This window comes from Streptomyces sp. CA-111067 (genome assembly GCF_050956065.1).
GTDB lineage: Bacteria > Actinomycetota > Actinomycetes > Streptomycetales > Streptomycetaceae > Actinacidiphila.
On sequence record NZ_CP192103.1, the window covers coordinates 1,962,369 to 1,981,438 of the forward strand.

The window sequence follows — 19,070 nt, forward strand, 5'->3', positions numbered from 1 at the left end:
GCACCACCCCCCACAAGTAGCACAACCGCACGATCTCACACCCCCCCACAAACAGGAGATTGCTGTGCGATCAACCCTGCTCAAGGTCCCACGTACCGCGGCGGCGCTGCTCCTGGTGACCGCCGCGACCGTGGCCGGCCTCCAGGTCCATCCGGCGCACGCGGCCGGCGAGCCCTACCGCGACCCCACCCTGCCGGTGGCGACCCGGGTGAACGACCTGCTCTCGCGGATGACGCTGGACGAGAAGATCGGCCAGATGACCCAGGGCGAACGGGCCTCGGTCAGCAACGCCGACCTCACCAGTTACAGCCTCGGCTCCGTCCTGTCCGGCGGCGGCTCGGCACCCTCGCCCAACAACGCCACGTCCTGGGCGAACATGTACGACGGCTTCCAGCAGGCCGCGCTGCAGAACCGGCTCGGCATCCCGATGATCTACGGCGTGGACGCGGTGCACGGCGACAACAACGTGTACGGCGCGACGATCTTCCCGCACAACATCGGCCTGGGCGCCACCCGCGACCCGGCGCTGGTGCAGCAGATCGGCCGGGCCACCGCGGAGGAGGTCTCGGGCACCGGCGTGGACTGGGACTTCTCGCCGTGCCTGTGCGTGGCGCGCAACGACCGGTGGGGCCGCACGTACGAGTCCTTCGGTGAGAAGCCCGAGGTGCCGACCTCGATGGCCACCTACATCACCGGCCTGCAGGGCAGCACCCTCGACGCGCCCGGCTCGATCCTGGCCACCGCCAAGCACTACATCGCCGACGGCGGCACCGACAACGGCGTGAACACCGGCAACGCCACGCTCAGCGAGGCCGATCTGCGGGCGATCCACCTGCCGCCGTTCCAGGAGGCCGTCCGCCGCGGCGTCGGCTCGGTGATGATCTCCTACAACAGCTGGAACGGGGTCAGGGACCACGGCAACCACTACCTGATCACCGACCTGCTCAAGGGCGAACTCGGCTTCTCCGGCTTCGTCGTCTCCGACTGGAACGGCATCGACGACATCGACGGCCAGCCCGGGTTCTCCGCGACCGACGTCAGTACGGCGGTCAACGCCGGGATCGACATGGTCATGGTGCCGACCGACTGGAAGCAGTTCATCAGCACCCTGCGCGGCGAGGTGAACAACGGCCACGTGCCGATGTCGCGGATCGACGACGCCAACCGGCGGATCCTCACCAAGAAGTTCGAACTCGGCCTGTTCGAGAAGCCGTTGACCGACCGCAGCTTCACCCCGACGGTCGGCAGCGCCGCGCACCGGGCCATCGCCCGGCAGGCGGTGCGCGAGTCGCAGGTGCTGCTGAAGAACAGCGGGAACGTCCTGCCGCTGGCCAAGACCGGCAACAAGATCTTCGTGGCCGGCAAGAGCGCCGACAACATCGGCTACCAGTCCGGCGGTTGGACGATCTCCTGGCAGGGCGGCAGCGGCAACACCACTCCGGGTACGACGATCCTGCAGGGCATCAGGTCCGAGGCAGGCTCCGGCAGCACCGTCACGTACAACGCCAACGGCTCCGGCATCGACAGCTCCTACAAGGCGGCCGTCGCGGTGATCGGCGAGACACCGTACGCCGAGGGCTCCGGCGACCGGCCGGGCTCGATGGGCCTGGACAGCACCGACCTGGCGACCCTGAACACCCTCAAGGCGTCCGGGGTGCCCGTGGTCGTCGTGCTCGTCTCCGGGCGCCCGCTGGACATCGCGGCCCAACTGCCCGGCTGGAGCGCGCTGCTGGAGTCCTGGCTGCCGGGCACCGAGGGCAACGGCGTGTCCGATGTGCTCTTCGGCGACTACGCGCCGACCGGCAAGCTGCCCAGCACCTGGATGCAGTCGGCCGGCCAGCAGCCGATCAACGACGGGGACGGCAAGACGCCCCTGTTCCCGTTCGGCTACGGGCTCACCTACGGCTCGTCGCCCGGCACCAACGCCTACGCGGTGACGCAGGCGGAGGCATACACCTCGCAGTCGGGCACGCAGACCGAGGCCACCACGGACACCGGCGGCGGTCAGGACGTCGGCTACATCGCGCCCGGTGACTGGCTGGCCTACGGGAACGTGGACTTCGGCTCGCCCGGCGCGGTCTCGGTGACCACCCGGCTGGCCTCCGCCGCCACCGGGACCGGCACCGTCCAGTACCGGCTGGACAGCACCACGGGGCCGGTCATCGCCGCCGTTCCCGTGTCCGGCACCGGCGGCTGGCAGAACTGGACCAGTACCACGACCAGTCTGACCGGGACGGCGACGGGCAAGCACACGCTCTACGCCACCTTCACCGCGAACGGCGGCGCGGACTTCGTCAACCTCAACTGGCTCCAGTTCAACCGGTAGCCGCCCACCGCGCCGACCGGTAGCAGCGCCACCGCTCCGGGCGGTGGCCGCCAACTGCCGCGTGCGGCCCCGGTGTCCCGCCCCCACGGCCGGGGCACCGGGGCCGAACGCGCCGACCCGGACCGGGTCACACCGTCCGGTACTCGGCGTGCACCAGCTCCAGAAGTTCGCTGACCGAGGTGTCCTTCGACGCGCGGTCGAAGGTGATCTCGCCGTGCTGGAGCAGGTTCACCCGGTCGCAGATGTCCACGACCTGGGCGTAGTTGTGGGCGATCAGGATGATCGCGATGTCACCGCGCTCCTTGAGCCGGCTCAGCAGCCGGAGGATCTGGCCGCCCTCCTTGGCGCCCATGGCGGCCAGCGGCTCGTCCAGCAGCAGGAGTCTGGTGGTCTCCGAGTACACCGACCTGGCCACCGCGATCGCCTGCCGCTGCCCGCCGGAGAGCCGGCCGACCTCGGTGTCGACCGAGGGGATGGTGATGCCGATGGAGTCCAGCGCCTCGCGGGCGCGGCGGCGCATCTCCGCCCGCTTGAGGAACGGCAGCGGGCGGTGGGTCAGTTCGCGGTTGAGGAAGAGGTTGAGGTACACGGGCAGGTCGTTGATCATCGCCAGGTCCTGGAAGACGGTCTCGACGCCCAGCGACCTGGCGTGGACGACCGACCGCAGCACCGTCCGCTGCCCCTCGAACAGCAGCACGCCCTCGTCGGGCCGGTGGAAACCGGTCAGCGTCTTGATGAGGGTGGACTTTCCGGCCCCGTTGTCGCCGATCAGCCCGAGGATCTCGCCGCGCCGCACGTGCAGGTTGATGTCGGTGAGCGCCTGCACCGCGCCGAACCTCTTGCTGATGTGCTCGACCCGGATCACGTCGGGCGCGGAGTCGAGCGGGTCGGCTCCGGCAGCGGCGGGGGCGCCCTTTCCGTGCGTGGTCATCGGCCGACCCTTCCGCGCAGCTTGCCGAGATAGACGTTCAGCAGCATGGCGGCGATGATCGCGATGCCGAGCACGACGTCGAAGGCGTTGGCGTTGACGCCGGTGAGGTTGAACCCGTCGTAGACGATGCCGAGCAGCAGGGCGCCGAGCAGCGCGCCCAGGATGGTGCCCGACCCGCCGAGCAGCGCGGTTCCGCCGATCACCGCCGAGGCGACGGCCAGGAACATCGTCTCGTTGCCGCCGTTGGTCGGGTCGAACGAGCCGACCCTGATGCCGTCCAGGATGCCGCCGAGCCCGGCCAGGCCGCTGCACAGCGCGAAGTTCACGATCTTGATCCGGTTGATCCGGATGCCCGACTCGGCCGAGCCGGTCGGATTGCTGCCCACCGCCTGGGTGTTGACACCGAACCTGGTGGTGGTCAGCAGCGCCTGCATCACCGCCACGATCACCAGCGCCCAGATCAGCTCCGACCAGCGGGACAGCCCGAACGCGTGCGCCACCCAGCCGCTGGCGGGCGCCGCCTCCGGCTGGGCGTCCGACGCGATCAGCGACATGCCTTCGAGGAAGAAGGCCATGCCGAGGGTGACGATGAACGAGGCCAGGTTGAACACCGTGTGGATGAGCCCGTTGACCACCCCGACCAGCGAACTGACCAGCACCGCGCAGATGATGGCGAGCAGCAGCGGCATCCCGTCGTCGGTGAACGAGGTCAGGATGAACGGCGTCAGGGTGAACACGAATCCGGCCGACAGGTCGATCTGGCCGCAGATCAGCAGCATCACCTCGCCGGCGCCGATGATGATCCACGGCGCCACGAACTGGGCGATGGTGTGGTAGTTCTCGGTGCTGGTGAAGCCGGAGCCGGTGGCCGCGAAGTAGATCCCGGCGGCGACGCACACCACCAGGATGCTCAGCTCCCTGCGGCGTATCAGCCCGCGGCCGACGACGGCCGCGAGGTCCTTTCCTGGCATGTCCGTCCTCACAGGGTGACGGCCGTGGCCGGCGGCAACGGGATGGCGGAGGGCATCGTGATCAGCTTCTTGCTCTTCCCGCCTTCGAAGCGGCTGTCGGCGGTGGCGTAGAGCCCGGCGTTGGCCTTGGTGACGAAGGTGAGCCCGGTGTCGGTGCTCGGCGGCACCACGAGCGTGCCGGACAGCCGGTACAGGTAGAGGTAGAGCACCGGCAGGAAGCCCTGGAGGTAGGCCGACTGGTCGATGGTGAAGTCCAGGGCGCCGGACTTCACCCCGTTGACGGTGTCGGTGAGGGTGTCGTAGCCGCCGGCGTGCACCTTGCCCGTCAGCCCGCGGCGGGTGATCAGCTGGGCGATGCCCGCGGTGCTGCCCGCGTCCACCGCGTACAGGCCCTTGGCGCCGCTGTGCCCGCTGTACGCGGCGGTCATCGCGTTCAGCTCGCCGGCCTGCGCGGCACCGGTGTTGACCGAGGTCACCTGCACCGAGGGCGCGGACTCCTTGAGTGCGGCCTTGAGGCCGTCGAGCCTGGGCTGCACGTTGTTGCCGCCCGGCTGGGAGATGCCGACCAGGATCTGGCCGGAGGTCACGTCCTGCGCGATGCGCTTCCCCATCTGGTAGCCGGACTGGTAGAGGTCCTGGCCGACGTAGGTGAGCGGGTAGTTGCCGGGGGCGGTGGCGTTGTAGGCGACCACCGGGATGCCCTTGGCGAGCGCGCGCTTGGTCGGTGCGACGAAGGCGTTGTTGTCGGTCAGCGCGATGGCGATGCCGGCGGCGCCGCCGTTGATGGCGGTGTCCATGGCGCTGACCATCTGGGAGACGCCGCCGGTCTCGGAGCCCGTCCACTGCGGGGTGGGCAGTCCGAGCGCGGCGGCGGCGTCGGCCAGGCCGTAACGGGTCGGGGTGAAGAAGGAGTTGGTGGTGACGTGGTTGACGAAGACGAACTTCCACTTCGGGGTGGCGGGGAAGTCGCCGACGCTGCCGCCGGCCGACTTCGTTCCGGAGTCATTGCTCTTGGTGCAGGCCGACAGCAGCGCGCTGGCCGCGACCAGCCCGCCTCCGGCACCGGCCCAGCTCAGAGCCCTGCGTCTGGACATCCCTTCGTCCGGTGCGGCCGGCTCACCGGCCGGCCCTGCCGCGGTGCCGTCGTGGAGAGCGCTCATGGTGTGGCTCCGTATCTCTCGCGCTATGTGGTTGCCGGGGGCTGTCGAGTGGTGAGTGTTAGCGCTAACAGCACGTTCCCGACGGCGCATTTCTGCCTGCCGGCGGGCACTCGGCTCTGCTGTTAGCGCTAACGCCGCAGCCGCGAACAGCACCCGTCCCGGCCGTGGAGGTATGGCCAGATCCTCCCCGCGCCCCGGGGTCGCGTCAAGGGATCTGTCCGAGACGGCGAGGATTCGGCCGGGGCCGACAGGTCGCGATAGCGCTCACAGGAAATCGGCCGGCCGTCTTGACAGTGCCTCAGACGGCCTCCACTGTGTGACTGCTCCCGGCGGGGTCACGTGCAACTCCTGTGACGACATCGCCTCTTTGGGAGCCGCGCTCAGTGTTAGCGCTCACTTTCCCAGGAGGTCCGCAGATGAGAGAGCCTGTCTTCTACCATCGGCGCCGGCATGCCCGGGTGCTGACGAGCCTGATCGTGGTGGCGACGGCGGTGCTGTTCGGTGCCGCGTCGGCCTCGCAGGCCGCACTGGCATCGTCAGCCCCGGCATCGGCACCGCAGGCACCAGCTCCGGCATCGGCATCGGCATCGGCCCCGGCTTCGCCGCGGGCGGCGCAGGCCGTGGGTGCCGCGCCCACCGACGGCTACGCGGTGGCCGATGACGGCGCGCTGAGCACCGTCGACCTGTCCGGGGCGTGGTCGTTCACGCCGGTGTCGCCGGCCGCTCCGGCCACCTCGATCCAGGTGCCGGGCGGCGGCTGGGTGAAGCAGGGCTTCACCTCCACCACCGAGGCCGTCTACGCGCGGTCGATCACGATCCCGGCGTCCGCGGCGGGCAACGCGGTGATCCTCGCGCTCGGCGCGGTGAACTTCCAGGCGACGCTGAAGATCGGCTCCACGACGGTCGGCACCACCACGACCTCGTTCAAGCCGACGAGTTTCGATCTGACGCCGTACGTCTCGGCGGGCAACACCTACACGATCTCGCTCGACATCAAGGGCCGGGACGCGCTGAAGGGCAGCAACGGCCTGTATCTGGTGCCGGAGGCGGCGAGTTGGACGAAGGACATCCCGGAGGGCATCTACCGCTCGGTGTACCTGCGGGTGTATCCGAGCGCGTACGTCAGCAACACGTTCGTACAGACCTCGGTCGCCGACAGCACGGTGACCTACCAGGTGACGGTGAAGAACGTCAGCGGGGCCTCCCGGACGGTGGCGCTGAACGGCGGCTTCTCCTCCTGGAACGGTTCCTCGTTCCCCTACCCGGGCGTGCCGGCGAAGTCGGTGACGGTGGCGGCGCACTCGTCCTCGACGGTGACGATCGGCCCGCTGCCGTGGACGGCGGGGCCGGCCTCGTACTGGTGGCCCAACGTGCCGTACTCGCCGGGCTACAAGGCGCGCCTGCACATCCTGACGGTGACGGCGAGCAGCGGATCGCAGACGCAGTCCGTCAACACCCTTTTCGGGTTCCGGCAGTTCACCCAGCCGGCGAACCAGACCCACTACTACCTCAACGGCGTACCCATCAACCTGCGGGGTGACGACCTCCAGGGCGCGGACTACGACGGGATCGACAACGGCGGAGTCGGCGACGCGTACGACACGCTGCCCGGCTTCCTGCCCCCGGCGAACGGCAACGGCGGCTGGCCGGCGGCGGTCGACAACTACCAGCACCTGAACTACAACGTGGTCCGCCTGCACCAGGAGACCGCGTCGCCGTACATGCTCGACGTGCTGGACGAGATGGGCATGATGGTGATCGACGAGTCCGCGATCCGCGGGTCCAACGGTGCCGAGGACTTCGTCAACGGCAGGGCGAACATGGTCGGCGAGGTGCAGAACCTGGCCATGCGGGACCGCAACCACGCGTCGGTGATCGAGTGGAGCCAGTCCAACGAGGGGGTCATCTCCAGCACGGATTCACAGCAGTTCGAAGAGGACCTGTTCCACGCGATCCGCGCGATCGACCCGACCCGGCCGATCATCGTGGACGGCGAGAACCCCTCGCAGTACCCGGACATGACGCCGGCCAACGGCTACACCCAGTTCGACGGCATCCCGCACTACCTCGACGGGTTCAGCACCTACGGCACCAACCTCCCGTCCAGCACGGCGTATCCGAACGGTGAGGGCGAGTACGTCTGGCCGGCCGGCAGCACCCGCAAGGGCTTCACCTACTTCGCCACCTCGACGGTCGGCAAGCGCGGGAAGGGCGGGGCCGACCTGCGCCCGTACACGCTGCTGTCGGGCTGGGCGGGCTTCGTGCCGGGCGTGTCCACCACGGACTTCACCACCGAGGAGGGCCGGGCCCCGCTCTACGGCGCGAACAACCTGCCGAGCCCGTGGACGAACCCGCAGATCACCCTGATCCAGGCGGCGTTCAACCCGCTGCTCGCGGCCGACCTGCCCTACTGGAACGCGAACGGCGCCTCGGACGACGCCGGCGACTACCCGGTGCCGGGCGGTGGCGTCTCGCTGCAGTACGGGCAGGCGGTGTCCCGGACGGTCACCGTCTTCAACGACATGCTCTCTGGCACGTCGGTGCAGTTCTCGTGGTCGGCGCACACCGGCTCGCCGACCGGACCGGTCATCGGCTCCGGCAGCTCGACGCTCGACGTGCCGCTGGCCGGGCGCACCTCGACCACGGTGTCGTTCACCGCGCCGACCAGCGGCTCCGCGGTGTACCTCACGCTTCAGACCGCGAAGAACGGCACGACCCTCTTCTCCGACGCCCGCGAGATGTTCTCGCTCGGTTCGAGCAAGACCGTCGTCGGGGTCGGCTCGGGCCGCTGCATGGACGTCTACGGCGGCGGCACGGTGAACGGCTCCCCCGTCGACATCTGGGACTGCAACGGGCAGGCCAACCAGCAGTGGTCGGTGAAGTCCGACGGCACGATCGTCGGCGTGCAGTCCGGGCTCTGCCTGGACGCGTACGGGCAGGGCACCACCAACGGGACGGTGGTGACCATGTGGTCGTGCAACGGCCAGGCCAACCAGAAATGGACGCCGAAGCCCGACGGCACCATCGTCGGCGTGCAGTCCGGGCTGTGCCTGGACGTGAGCGGCGCCGCGACCGCCAACGGCACGGCCGTGCAGCTCTACTCCTGCAACGGAGGCAGCAACCAGGAGTGGACGTAGGGACGTCCGCGCCACTGCGTGGTCTTCTTGCGGTGGTCCTTGACGCGCTTGTCTGTGAGCGCTAACAATATGGGCGTCGAGGATGGAGGACCATGTCGCAGACCGCACAGAGCGCCGAGCCGCGCCGGGCGCCCACCATGGCGGACGTCGCGCAGCGTGCCGGGGTGTCGCACCAGACCGTTTCGCGGGTGCTGAGCAACCACCCCCACGTCAGGGACTCCACGCGTACCGACGTGCTGCGAGCCATCGACGAGCTGGGCTACCGGCGCAACTCCTCGGCCAGGGCGCTGGTGACCCGGCGGACCCTCACGCTCGGCGTGGTGGCCTGCAACCCGACGCTGTTCGGGCCGGCCAGCACGCTGTTCGGCCTGGAGGAGGCGGCCCGCGACGAGGGCTACATGGTGTCCGCCGTGACGCTGCGGCGCTACTCGGCCACCGCGCTGAAGGAGGCCATCGACCACCTCAGCGACTGGGGGGTGGAGGGCATCGTGGTGATAGTCCCGCACCGCGCCGCGGTGGCCGCGCTGGCCGAACTGCGGCTGCCGTTCCCGGTGGTCACGGTCGAGGGCGGGCACTCGCTGCCGCTGCCGAGCGTGTCCGTGGACCAGGATCTGGGCGCGCGGCTGGCGACCGGCCACCTGCTGGGCGCCGGCCACCGCACGGTCTGGCACGTGGCCGGGCCGCAGGACTGGCTGGAGGCCGAGGCGCGGGTGGCCGGCTGGCGGGCGACGCTGGAGGAGGCCGGCGCGGAGGTGCCGCCGCCGCTGGTGGGCGACTGGACCCCGCTGTCGGGATACCGGGCCGGGCAGGAGCTGGCCGGGCGGGTCGCGGCGGGCGGGGCCCGGCGCGGGCGGCCTGATGTCAGCGCGGTGTTCGTGGCCAACGACCAGATGGCGCTGGGCGTGCTGCGGGCCTTCCGGGAGGCCGGCCTCTCGGTGCCCGGGCAGGTCGCGATCGCCGGGTTCGACGACATTCCCGAGGCCGAGTTCTTCGCGCCGCCGCTGACCACGGTCCGGCAGGACTTCGCCGCGGTCGGGCAGGCGAGCATCCGGCTGCTGGTCAGCCGGCTGGAGTCCGGGACGGACGCCGAGCCCGAACGCGTCGTCGTGGAACCGCGGTTGATCGTGCGCGGCAGCACGACACCGTCCTGAGCACGCTGCCGTCCCGGATGGCCGCGACACCGCAGAACGCCACCGCCGCCCGTGCTTCGCGGCCGGTGCCTTCCCCTCTGGAGACGACCATGACGACGACGGGACGACGATGACGACCGGTCTGCCCGCTGTGACGGTGGGCATCGACTTCGGGACCCTCTCCGGCCGCGCACTGGTCGTATCGGTGGCGGACGGCGCCGAGTTGGGCGGCGCCGTGCACGAGTACGAGCACGGCGTCGTCGAGCACGCGCTGCCCGGTGGTCGGACGCTGCCGCCGGACTGGGCGCTGCAGATCCCGCAGGACTGGCGGGACGTTCTGCGGTTCGCGGTGCCGCGGGCGCTGGCGGCGGCGGGAGTTCGGGCCGAGCAGGTGGTCGGTGTCGCGACCGACTTCACCGCGTGCACGGTGCTGCCCACGACGTGGGACGGCACGCCGCTGAGCGAGCTCGCCGCCTACGGCGACCGGCCGCACGCGTATCCGAAGCTGTGGCGGCACCACGCGGCGCAGCCGGAGGCGGATCTGATCGTGGCCCGGGCTCGGGAGTCGGGGCAGCCGTGGCTGTCCCGGTACGGGGGGCGGATCTCCAGCGAGTGGCAGTACGCGAAGGCGTTGCAGGTGCTGCGCGAGGACCCGGAGGTCTACGCGGCCGCCGACCGCTGGATCGAGGCGGCGGACTGGATCGTCTGGCAGCTGACCGGTGCCGAGAGCCGCAATCCGTGCACGGCGGGCTACAAGGGCATGCTCCAGGACGGGAGTTACCCCGACCGGGACTATCTCGCCTCGCTGCACCCCGACTTCGCCGACCTCACCGCGAAGACCGGTCACCCGCTGTCCCAACTGGGCACTGCAGCAGGCACGTTGACGGCCGCGGCGGCGGAGCTGACCGGGCTGCGGGCGGGCACTCCGGTGGCCGTCGGCAACGTGGACGCGCATGTCACCAGCGCCGCCGCGCGGGCGCTGGACCCCGGGCACATGCTGGCGATCATGGGCACGTCCACCTGCCACATCATGAACTCCGACGTGCCGGCCGAGGTGCCGGGCATGTGCGGGGTGGTGCGCGACGGCGTCGTGCCCGGCCTGTGGGGTTACGAGGCCGGGCAGTCGGGCGTCGGCGACATCTTCGCGTGGGCGGTGCGTACCGCCCTGCCGCACGAGTACGCCGCCGAGGCCCGCCGCCGCGGGATCTCCCCGCACCAGCTGCTGACCGAGAAGGCGGCCGGCCAACCGGTGGGCGGCCACGGCCTGGTGGCGCTCGACTGGCACAGCGGCAACCGCTCGGTGCTCGTGGACCACCACCTGTCAGGCGCGATCGTCGGCCTGACCCTGGACACCCGGCCGGAGGACGTCTACCGCGCCCTGATCGAGGCGACCGCCTTCGGCACCCGCACGATCATCGAGGCATTCGAGCAGGCCGGGGTGCCGGTCGCGGAGTTCACCGCGGCCGGCGGGCTGCTGAAGAACGCCTTCCTGATGCAGACCTACAGCGACGTGCTGAACCGGCCGGTGAACGTGCTGGCCTCCGAGCAGGGGCCCGCGCTGGGCGCGGCGATCCACGCGGCGGTGGCGGCCGGCGCGTACCCCGACATCCGTACCGCCTCGGCGGCGATGGGCCGGCTGCGGCGCGCCGCCTACTCCCCCGATCCCGCCAGGGCCGCCGCCTACGACGCCCTGTATGCCGAATACCGCACCCTGCACGACTACTTCGGGCGCGGTGCGAACGAGGTCATGCACCGGCTGCGCGCTCTGCGAGCGCCGGGGGCCGCGGCGTCGCTCGAAGCCCCGGGAACCCCGGGCGGCGGCTCATGACCTGAGTGCCCGGCCCCGTTTTGTTAGCGCTCACCTATCGGATCGAGGTATCCCTGCCATGAGCAGCAACTCCGTGCCCTGGACGGCCGCCGGCGCGGTCGCCTCGCTGCGGTACCAGGTGGCCGACCTCCACCAGGAGCTGGTCCGCTACGGCCTGGTGGTGTGGACCGCCGGGAACGTCTCCGGGCGGGTGCCGGGCCACGACCTGTTCGTGATCAAGCCCAGCGGCGTCGAGTACGAGCGGCTGTCGGCCGGCAGCATGATCGTCTGCGACCTGGACGGCACGGTGGTGGACGGCGACCTCGCGCCGTCGTCGGACACCGCGGCGCACGCGTACGTGTACCGGCACATGCCGGAGGTCGGGGGCGTGGTGCACACCCACTCGACGTACGCCTGCGCGTGGGCGGCCCGCGGCGAGCCGGTGCCGTGCGTGCTGACGGCGATGGCGGACGAGTTCGGCGCGGAGATCCCGGTGGGGCCGTTCGCGCTGATCGGGGACGACTCGATCGGGCGCGGCATCGTCGACACCCTCAAGGGGCACCGGTCACCGGCGGTGCTGATGAGGAGCCACGGGGCCTTCACGATCGGGAAGGATCCGCGGGCGGCGGTCAAGGCGGCCGTGATGTGCGAGGACGTCGCCCGTACCGTGCACATCTCGCGCCAGCTCGGGACGCCGCTGCCCATCGGGCGGGCGGACGTCGACCGGCTCTACGGCCGCTACCAGAACGTGTACGGCCAGCGGTCCTCGGACCGGCAGCCGTCCGCCCCCTCCACTTCTTCCACGCCGCCCGCGCCGTCAGCACCGTCCGCCGAAGGAGCCTGAAAACCATGACATCGTCGGGGACGTCGCCGGCCGGGCGCGAAGTGTGGTTCCTCACCGGCAGCCAGGGGCTCTACGGCGAGGAGACGCTCGCCCAGGTGGCCGAGCAGTCCCGGGTGATCGCCGAACGGCTGGCCGCCGCGCCCGGTTCGCCGGTGCGGGTGGTGTGGAAGCCGGTGCTGACGGACGCGGGCGCGATCACGCGGGCCGTGCTCGACGCGAACTCCTCGGCGTCCTGCGTGGGGCTGATCGCGTGGATGCACACGTTCTCGCCGGCGAAGATGTGGATCGCGGGTCTCGACCTGCTGCGCCGGCCGCTGCTGCACCTGCACACGCAGGCGCACGTCCAACTGCCGTGGTCGACCATCGACATGGACTTCATGAACCTCAACCAGGCCGCGCACGGCGACCGGGAGTTCGGCTACATCCAGTCCCGGATCGGGGTGGCCCGCAAGACGGTTGCCGGCCACGTCTCCGACCCGGCGGTCATCTCCCGCGTCCACGACTGGATGCGGGCCGCGCTCGGCTTCCACGCCCTGCGCACTCTGAAGGTGGCCAGGTTCGGGGACAACATGCGCGATGTCGCCGTCACCGAGGGGGACAAGGTCGAGGCGCAGCTGCGCTTCGGGGTGTCGGTGAACACGTACGGCGTCAACGACCTGGTGGCGGTGGTGGATTCGGCCCCCGACGCGGCCGTCACCGAACTGGTCAAGGAGTACGCCGGCGCGTACCGGCTGGCACCGGAGCTGGCCGCCGGCGGCGAGCGGCACGAGTCGCTGCGCTACGCGGCCCGCATCGAGATGGGCCTGCGCACGTTCCTCGCCGAGGGCGGGTTCGCCGCGTTCACCACCAACTTCGAAGACCTGGGCGGTTTGCGGCAGTTGCCGGGTCTTGCGGTGCAGCGGCTGATGTCCGACGGCTACGGCTTCGGCGGCGAGGGCGACTGGAAGACGTCGGCGCTCGTGCGCGCGCTCAAGGTGATGGGCGACGGCCGGCCGGGCGGAACGTCCTTCATGGAGGACTACACGTACCACCTGCAACCGGGCAGCGAACTCATCCTGGGCGCCCACATGTTGGAGGTCTGCCCCTCGATCGCGTCCGGCCGCCCCTCCTGCGAGATCCACCCACTGGGCATCGGCGGCCGCGAGGACCCGGTCCGGCTGGTCTTCGACGCGAACCTCGGCCCCGCGGTGGTGGTCGGCCTCGCCGACCTCGGCGACCGCTTCCGGCTGGTCGCCAACGAGATCGACGTCGTCCCCCCGCTCGAACCGCTGCCCCGGCTCCCGGTGGCCCGCGCGGTCTGGAGACCGGTCCCGAACCTGCGCACCTCCACCGAAGCCTGGCTGACAGCCGGCGGCCCCCACCACACGGCGCTGACGTCAGCGGTCGGCACCGAGGAACTCACCGACCTCGCCGAGATGCTCGGCACGGAACTCCTGACGATCGACACGGACACCACGGTCCGCCGCCTGACCCAGGAGATCCGCTGGAACCAGGCCTACTACCGCCTGGCCCGCGGCCTGTAGCCGACCCTGGAGCCGGTGCGCTGGTGGCGAACTCGGTGGGCGGGTGAGGGGCGGGGTGGTTGGGTGGGGTGATGGAGATCTTGGTACTGGGCGGGACGGCTTGGCTGGGGCGGGAAGTGTCGCGGCAGGCGATCGAGCGCGGGCATGAGGTGACGTGCCTGGCGCGCGGGGAGAGCGGTGGTGTCGCCGAGGGGGCGCGGCTGGTCGGGGCGGATCGGGGGGAGGCCGGGGCGTACGGGGGGCTGCTCGACCGCGAGTGGGACGCCGTCGTCGAGGTGTCGTGGCAGCCGGGCTTCGTGCGGGAGGCGCTCGACGCCCTGGGTGACCGGGCGCGGCACTGGATCTACGTCTCCTCCGTCAGCGCGTACGCGACGCATGTCGTGCCGGGCGCGGACGAGTCCACGGCGCTGCTGCCGCCGGCCGAGGAGAGCACGGTCGACGCCTCGGCGTACGGCGAGGCGAAGGTCGCCTGCGAGCAGGCATCGACGGCCGCGGTCGGCGACCGCCTGCTCATCGCGCGCGCCGGCCTGATCGGCGGACCCGGGGACAGCAGCGGACGGGCCGGCTACTGGGTGGCCCGGGCCGCCCGCGAGCCGGAGGCGCCGATGCTGGTCCCCGCCGTGTCGGCCGCGCCGACCCAGGTCATCGACGTACGGGACCTCGCCGGCTGGCTGCTGGACGCGGCGGAGGCGGGGCGCACCGGGATCTTCGACGCGGTCGGGCCGGTCGTGACGTTCGGCGAGTGGATCGAGATGTCGCGCTCCGCCGGCGGCCACACCGGCCCGGTGGTCGAGGCGGACGCGGCGTGGCTGCTCGAGAACGGTGTCGCCGAGTGGGCGGGGCCCGAGTCGCTGCCGATGTGGGTGAACGGGGCGGACTGGGCCGGCCACTCGGCCAGGCCCGGCGCGGCGGCACTCGCGGCGGGGCTGCGGCACCGGTCCCGACAGGACTTCCTGGCGGACACGCTCCGCTGGGAGCGCGCCGAGGGACTGGCCCGGCCGCGCCGGGCCGGGCTCAGCGCGGAACGTGAGCGGGAGTTGCTCGCGGCGCTGGGCTGAGGTTGACGCTGACGCTGAGGCGGGGCGCTCGGGACGAGCGGGCACCCGCGGGTGCGGGCCGGCGCGGGCGGGTCATCGCCGGCGCCGGCCCGCTTGCGTGCTAATCCCGACGGGGGCGGATCATCGCCGGCGCCGGCCCGCTTGCGTGCTCATCGCCGTCGCCGGTCCGCATTAGTGCTACTCGCGATCGCCGGTCCGCATTCATGCCGGCCGGCCTCCGGTAACAGGCCGATCCCGTAAAACCCCGTGCTTCTCCGGACCCCCGGCATCCCCGGTCGAACTCCCCTTTTCCTGCGGTCGGAAAAGAAAGCCGACGAGAAAAGCCGCGGGCCTGGCGAACGCCCGTACGAATGGCCGGTCCACCTCCTGGGGATTCTTCTGCCGCTGCTCATTCGTCGCCGCCCACCGCACGGATTGGTGCGGATTCTCTTCGTATCCCGCGGCGCGCACAATCCACTCCGGTGGCGGACACGAACCGTCCTGAACTGCGAGAACGCGCGAAGCAGCGGAACCAGCGGTCGAGGTGACGACCCCTCAGCCGCGCGTGGGCCCTTGACTGCGGACCGTGATAAGACTTCACTCCGACCGGGCCGCGATTTCCCCTCTGCCGCAGATCGCCGCCGACCGGAGTGGTTTTTCCCCGTTCCGGAGATCGATCGCACCGGCCTGCCCGGGCGGACAATCCGCAGGGAAATCCGACCGGCCCCCACTCGAATGAGCGTAGGAGTGATCATGCCTGCACAGAACCCCGAGGCCGCGTCAGAGTCCGGCATGGACCGCCGCGGGCTGATGAAGGGCGCCGCCCAGCTCGGTGCCGCCGGAATCGCCGGCGGACTCGTGCTGAACGCCACCAGTGCCTCGGCCGCCGCGCCGGCCCAGGCCGCCCCGGCTCAGGCCGCCGCGAGGACCGGGGAGGCCGCCCGGCTGCCGCACGAGCCGCTGGTCGTCCGGGTGACCGACGCCGCCACCGGCGAGATGGACGTCTTCCACGGCGACCAGCACCGCCAGGTCACCGACCGCGAGCTCGCGGCGGCGCTGCTGCGCCACGCCCGGTGACATCAGCCGGCAACACCCCGGCCCGAGCCGCCACCCCGCGCCCGGCCCGAACCACCACCCCGGCCCCGGCCCGCACCCCGGTCCGCGCCACAGCCCCCGCAGGGGCACCCGCACCCTCCCCCCACCCCAGAACCAGTGAGGCCCGCTGAATGTCCTCCCACCGCGAAGCACCGGAGATCTCCAAGGACCCGGTCGCCGACAGCACGGACGTCTACGCGTTCGTCAGCCCGGACAAGGCCGGCACCGTCACCCTGATCGCCAACTACATCCCGCTGCAGAACCCGGCGGGCGGCCCGAACTTCTACGAGTTCGGCGACGACGTCCTCTACGAGATCCACGTCGACAACACCGGCGACGGCTGCGCCGACGTCACCTACCAGTTCCGCTTCACCACCCGGATGCGGACGCCGAACAGCTTCCTCTACAACACCGGGCCGATCCTCACGCTCGACTCGCCCAACTGGAACCGCTACCAGACCTACACCCTGACCCGGGTGGACGCCCGCGGCCGCAGTACGGTGCTGGGCCGCGACCTGGCCTGCCCGCCGTGCAACATCGGCCCGCTGTCCACCCCGGACTACGCCAAGCTCGCGCAGCAGGCGGTGCACCCGATCGGCAAGAGCGGCAGCGGCGGCAAGGTCTTCGCCGGCCAGCGCGCCGAGGGCTTCTACGTGGACCTGGGGTCGATCTTCGACCTCGGCAACCTGCGGCCGTTCCAGAACCTGCACAACCAGTTCGGCATGAGCGTGTTCAGCCAGCCCGCGGACGGCGTGAACACCACCAAGGAGCTGAACGTCCACACGCTGGCCGTCCAGGTGCCGGTGTCCGACCTGACCAGCCACGGCTGGCACGGCAAGGACGTCACCGACCCGCGTGCCACCATCGGCGTGTGGACGACGGCCAGCCGCCGGCAGGCCAAGGTGATCGAGAAGGGCCGCGGCGAGGACCTGGAGACCGGCCCGTTCGTGCAGGTGTCCCGGCTGGGGAACCCGCTGTTCAACGAGGTGCTGGTGCCGCTGGGCGCCAAGGACAAGTGGAACGCGCTGCCGCCCAGCGGCGACAAGAACTTCGCCGACAAGGTGGCGCACCCGGAGCTGGCGAAGCTGCTGCCGACGCTCTACCCGGGGGTGTTCCCGAAGCTGGACGCGTACAACAAGTCGGGCAAGCCGCGCGCGGACCTGCTGGCGATCCTGCTCACCGGCATCCCCAAGGGGGTGGTGCCGGGCTTCCAGAACAACATCGGCACCACCCAGGCCGACATGCTGCGGCTGAACACCGCGGTGCCGCCGGCGGACAAGCCGAACATCCTCGGCCTGATCGGCGGCGACCCGGCCGGCTTCCCCAACGGCCGCCGGGTGTTCGACGACGTCGTCACCGTCGAGCTGCGCGCCATCGCCGGTGCCACGCTGCCGCTGGTGGACAAGACGTACACCCCGGACGGCGCGGCCTCGCTCGTCACCGACGGGCTGACCCCGGCCGACGTGACCAACCCGTACCTGGACCACTTCCCCTACCTGGGCGTGCCGTACGACGGCTACCACCACCCGGCGTCCTGACCCGTCCCGGCCCGTCCTGATCCACCCCGACCGGCTGACCGCCGGCGGCGGCGCCCCCGCGCCGCCGCCGGCTCCGCGAGCCAAGGGAGCAAAGGGAGCCACGCCATGCAAGCCCACGACCACAGCCAGGGCAACGTCCCCCACCACCACCACACCGAAGCGCCCTCCCTCGAAGGCAGCGTCGTCCTCGACATCGGCGCGAGCACCGGCGCCGTCGTCATCCACACCGCCGCCGAGCACGAGGGCCGGGAGATCGAGGTCAGCCCGACCGCCGACCCGGGCCGCCGCACCCACGCCGCGGTCCGCCCCCGCCATCTGACCGACCGCACCATCCACTGCCTGGTCATCGCCCCGCTGGAGGCGGCCGAGTACACCGTCTGGCGGGACGCGGACACCCCGCACGGCACGGTGACGGTCACCGGCGGCGCGGTCAGCGAGTACCACTGGTCCTGAGCCCGTCTGGTCCTGAGCCCGGCCTGGGGCCGGGGCGCGGCGGCCGCCGGGCTCGCCCGATCGGCCGGGGCCGGGGCAGACTGGTGGCATGCCTGAACTGCCGGAGGTCGAGTCGCTGACCCGGTTCCTGGGCGACCACCTGGTCGGCAGGACCGTGGAGCGGGTGTATCCCGTGGCGGTGCACGCCCTCAAGACGTACGACCCGCCGGTCACCGCGCTGGAGGGGCGGGCGTTCGACGAGGTCGGGCGGCACGGGAAGTTCCTCGACCTGCGGGCCGGGGACGTCCATCTGGTGATCCACCTGGCCAGGGCCGGGTGGGTGCGGTGGAGCGAGAAGCTGCCCGACGTGCCGCCGCGGCCGGGCAAGGGGCCGCTGGCGCTGCGGGTGCGGCTGGCCGAACCGGCCGGCACCGGGTTCGACGTGACCGAGGCCGGCACGCAGAAGCACCTGGCCGTGTACGTCGTCCGGGACCCGCAGGACGTGCCGGGGGTCGCCCGCCTCGGGCCCGATCCGCTCGGCGGCACGGTCACGCTCGACGACTTCGCCGGGCTGCTGGCCGCCGAGCGCCGGCAGATCAAGGGCGTGCTGCGCGACCAGACCGTGCTGGCCGGGATCGGCAACGCGTACTCCGACGAGATCCTGCACGCCGCGAAGATGTCCCCGTTCAAGATGGCCGCCAAGCTGTCCGCGGACGAGGTGGCCCGGCTGTACGAGGCGATGGGGACGACCCTGGAGGACGCGGTGCAGCGCTCGCTGGGGCTGCCGCTGCGCGACCTGAAGGCCGAGAAGAAGAGCGGGCTGCGGGTGCACGGCCGCAAGGGCGAGCCGTGCCCGGTCTGCGGCGACACGATCCGCGAGGTCTCGTATCGCGACTCCTCGCTCCAGTACTGCCCCACCTGCCAGACCGGCGGCAAGCCGCTCGCCGACCGCCGGATGTCCCGGCTGCTCAAGTAGCCCCGCCGGCCGGTCGCCGGCCGATGTGCGGCCGGCCCGCGGAGCCCTTACCTCATCACGCTGGCCCGCGCCCACTGTGCTGATTCCGTTCAGCCGTACGGGGGACTTTCGGCGTTCAACCCCGTCAGCGGCCAATCCGGAACACCTCCAGCCCCGAACCTGT

14 protein-coding genes are annotated in these 19,070 nt (G+C 71.3%); 11 read left to right on the forward strand and 3 right to left on the reverse strand.

What is annotated here, in order from left to right:
* Nucleotides 1-64: 64 nt before the first annotated feature.
* The gene (locus tag ACQPW6_RS08560) at nt 65-2,326 is read left to right on the forward strand and encodes a glycoside hydrolase family 3 N-terminal domain-containing protein (RefSeq protein ID WP_433888949.1); all 2,262 of its coding nucleotides are present in this window, start codon (nt 65-67) and stop codon (nt 2,324-2,326) included.
* 127 nt (nt 2,327-2,453) lie between these two features.
* Here ACQPW6_RS08560 and ACQPW6_RS08565 read toward each other — a convergent pair whose 3' ends face one another.
* From ACQPW6_RS08565 to ACQPW6_RS08575, 3 genes are read right to left on the reverse strand one after another with little or no spacing between them, the layout of a single operon-like run.
* Nucleotides 2,454-3,257 (reverse strand): ATP-binding cassette domain-containing protein, encoded by an 804-nt coding sequence (locus tag ACQPW6_RS08565; protein ID WP_433888950.1) that lies wholly within the window; start codon nt 3,255-3,257, stop codon nt 2,454-2,456.
* On the reverse strand, nt 3,254-4,228 hold the full coding sequence (locus ACQPW6_RS08570; protein WP_433888951.1) for an ABC transporter permease: 975 nt from the start codon (nt 4,226-4,228) through the stop codon (nt 3,254-3,256). The genes ACQPW6_RS08565 and ACQPW6_RS08570 overlap by 4 nt, the downstream gene beginning before the upstream one ends.
* Before the next feature lie 8 nt (nt 4,229-4,236).
* Nucleotides 4,237-5,388: a substrate-binding domain-containing protein gene (locus tag ACQPW6_RS08575; protein ID WP_433888952.1), complete on the reverse strand. Its 1,152-nt coding sequence runs from the start codon at nt 5,386-5,388 to the stop codon at nt 4,237-4,239.
* Nucleotides 5,389-5,804: 416 nt separating this feature from the next.
* Here ACQPW6_RS08575 and ACQPW6_RS08580 point away from each other — a divergent pair, with 416 nt between their 5' ends.
* The 10 genes from ACQPW6_RS08580 (at nt 5,805) to ACQPW6_RS08625 (ending at nt 18,907) form a co-directional block, all read left to right on the forward strand.
* Nucleotides 5,805-8,525, forward strand: a complete 2,721-nt coding sequence (locus ACQPW6_RS08580; protein ID WP_433888953.1) for an RICIN domain-containing protein — start codon at nt 5,805-5,807, stop codon at nt 8,523-8,525.
* 92 nt (nt 8,526-8,617) lie between these two features.
* A complete protein-coding gene (locus tag ACQPW6_RS08585; protein ID WP_433888954.1) occupies nt 8,618-9,676 on the forward strand; it encodes a LacI family DNA-binding transcriptional regulator in 1,059 nt (352 codons plus the stop codon).
* A gap of 109 nt (nt 9,677-9,785) precedes the next feature.
* Complete coding sequence (gene araB / locus ACQPW6_RS08590; protein ID WP_433888955.1) at nt 9,786-11,483, forward strand: ribulokinase; 1,698 nt, start codon at nt 9,786-9,788, stop codon at nt 11,481-11,483.
* Nucleotides 11,484-11,541: 58 nt separating this feature from the next.
* On the forward strand, nt 11,542-12,306 hold the full coding sequence (locus ACQPW6_RS08595) for an L-ribulose-5-phosphate 4-epimerase (protein ID WP_433888956.1): 765 nt from the start codon (nt 11,542-11,544) through the stop codon (nt 12,304-12,306).
* Between the two features lie 5 nt (nt 12,307-12,311).
* Complete coding sequence (gene araA, locus ACQPW6_RS08600; RefSeq protein WP_433888957.1) at nt 12,312-13,829, forward strand: L-arabinose isomerase; 1,518 nt, start codon at nt 12,312-12,314, stop codon at nt 13,827-13,829.
* 71 nt (nt 13,830-13,900) lie between these two features.
* Entirely contained in the window at nt 13,901-14,887 is a 987-nt protein-coding gene (locus tag ACQPW6_RS08605) for an NAD-dependent epimerase/dehydratase family protein (protein WP_433888958.1), read from the forward strand.
* Nucleotides 14,888-15,619: 732 nt separating this feature from the next.
* A complete protein-coding gene (locus ACQPW6_RS08610) occupies nt 15,620-15,943 on the forward strand; it encodes a hypothetical protein (protein ID WP_433888959.1) in 324 nt (107 codons plus the stop codon).
* 149 nt (nt 15,944-16,092) lie between these two features.
* On the forward strand, nt 16,093-17,499 hold the full coding sequence (locus ACQPW6_RS08615; RefSeq protein ID WP_433888960.1) for a DUF4331 domain-containing protein: 1,407 nt from the start codon (nt 16,093-16,095) through the stop codon (nt 17,497-17,499).
* A 105-nt stretch (nt 17,500-17,604) separates the two neighbouring features.
* Nucleotides 17,605-17,952 (forward strand): hypothetical protein, encoded by a 348-nt coding sequence (locus ACQPW6_RS08620; protein WP_433888961.1) that lies wholly within the window; start codon nt 17,605-17,607, stop codon nt 17,950-17,952.
* A gap of 88 nt (nt 17,953-18,040) precedes the next feature.
* Nucleotides 18,041-18,907 (forward strand): Fpg/Nei family DNA glycosylase, encoded by an 867-nt coding sequence (locus tag ACQPW6_RS08625; RefSeq protein ID WP_433888962.1) that lies wholly within the window; start codon nt 18,041-18,043, stop codon nt 18,905-18,907.
* The last annotated feature ends 163 nt before the right edge of the window (nt 18,908-19,070 follow it).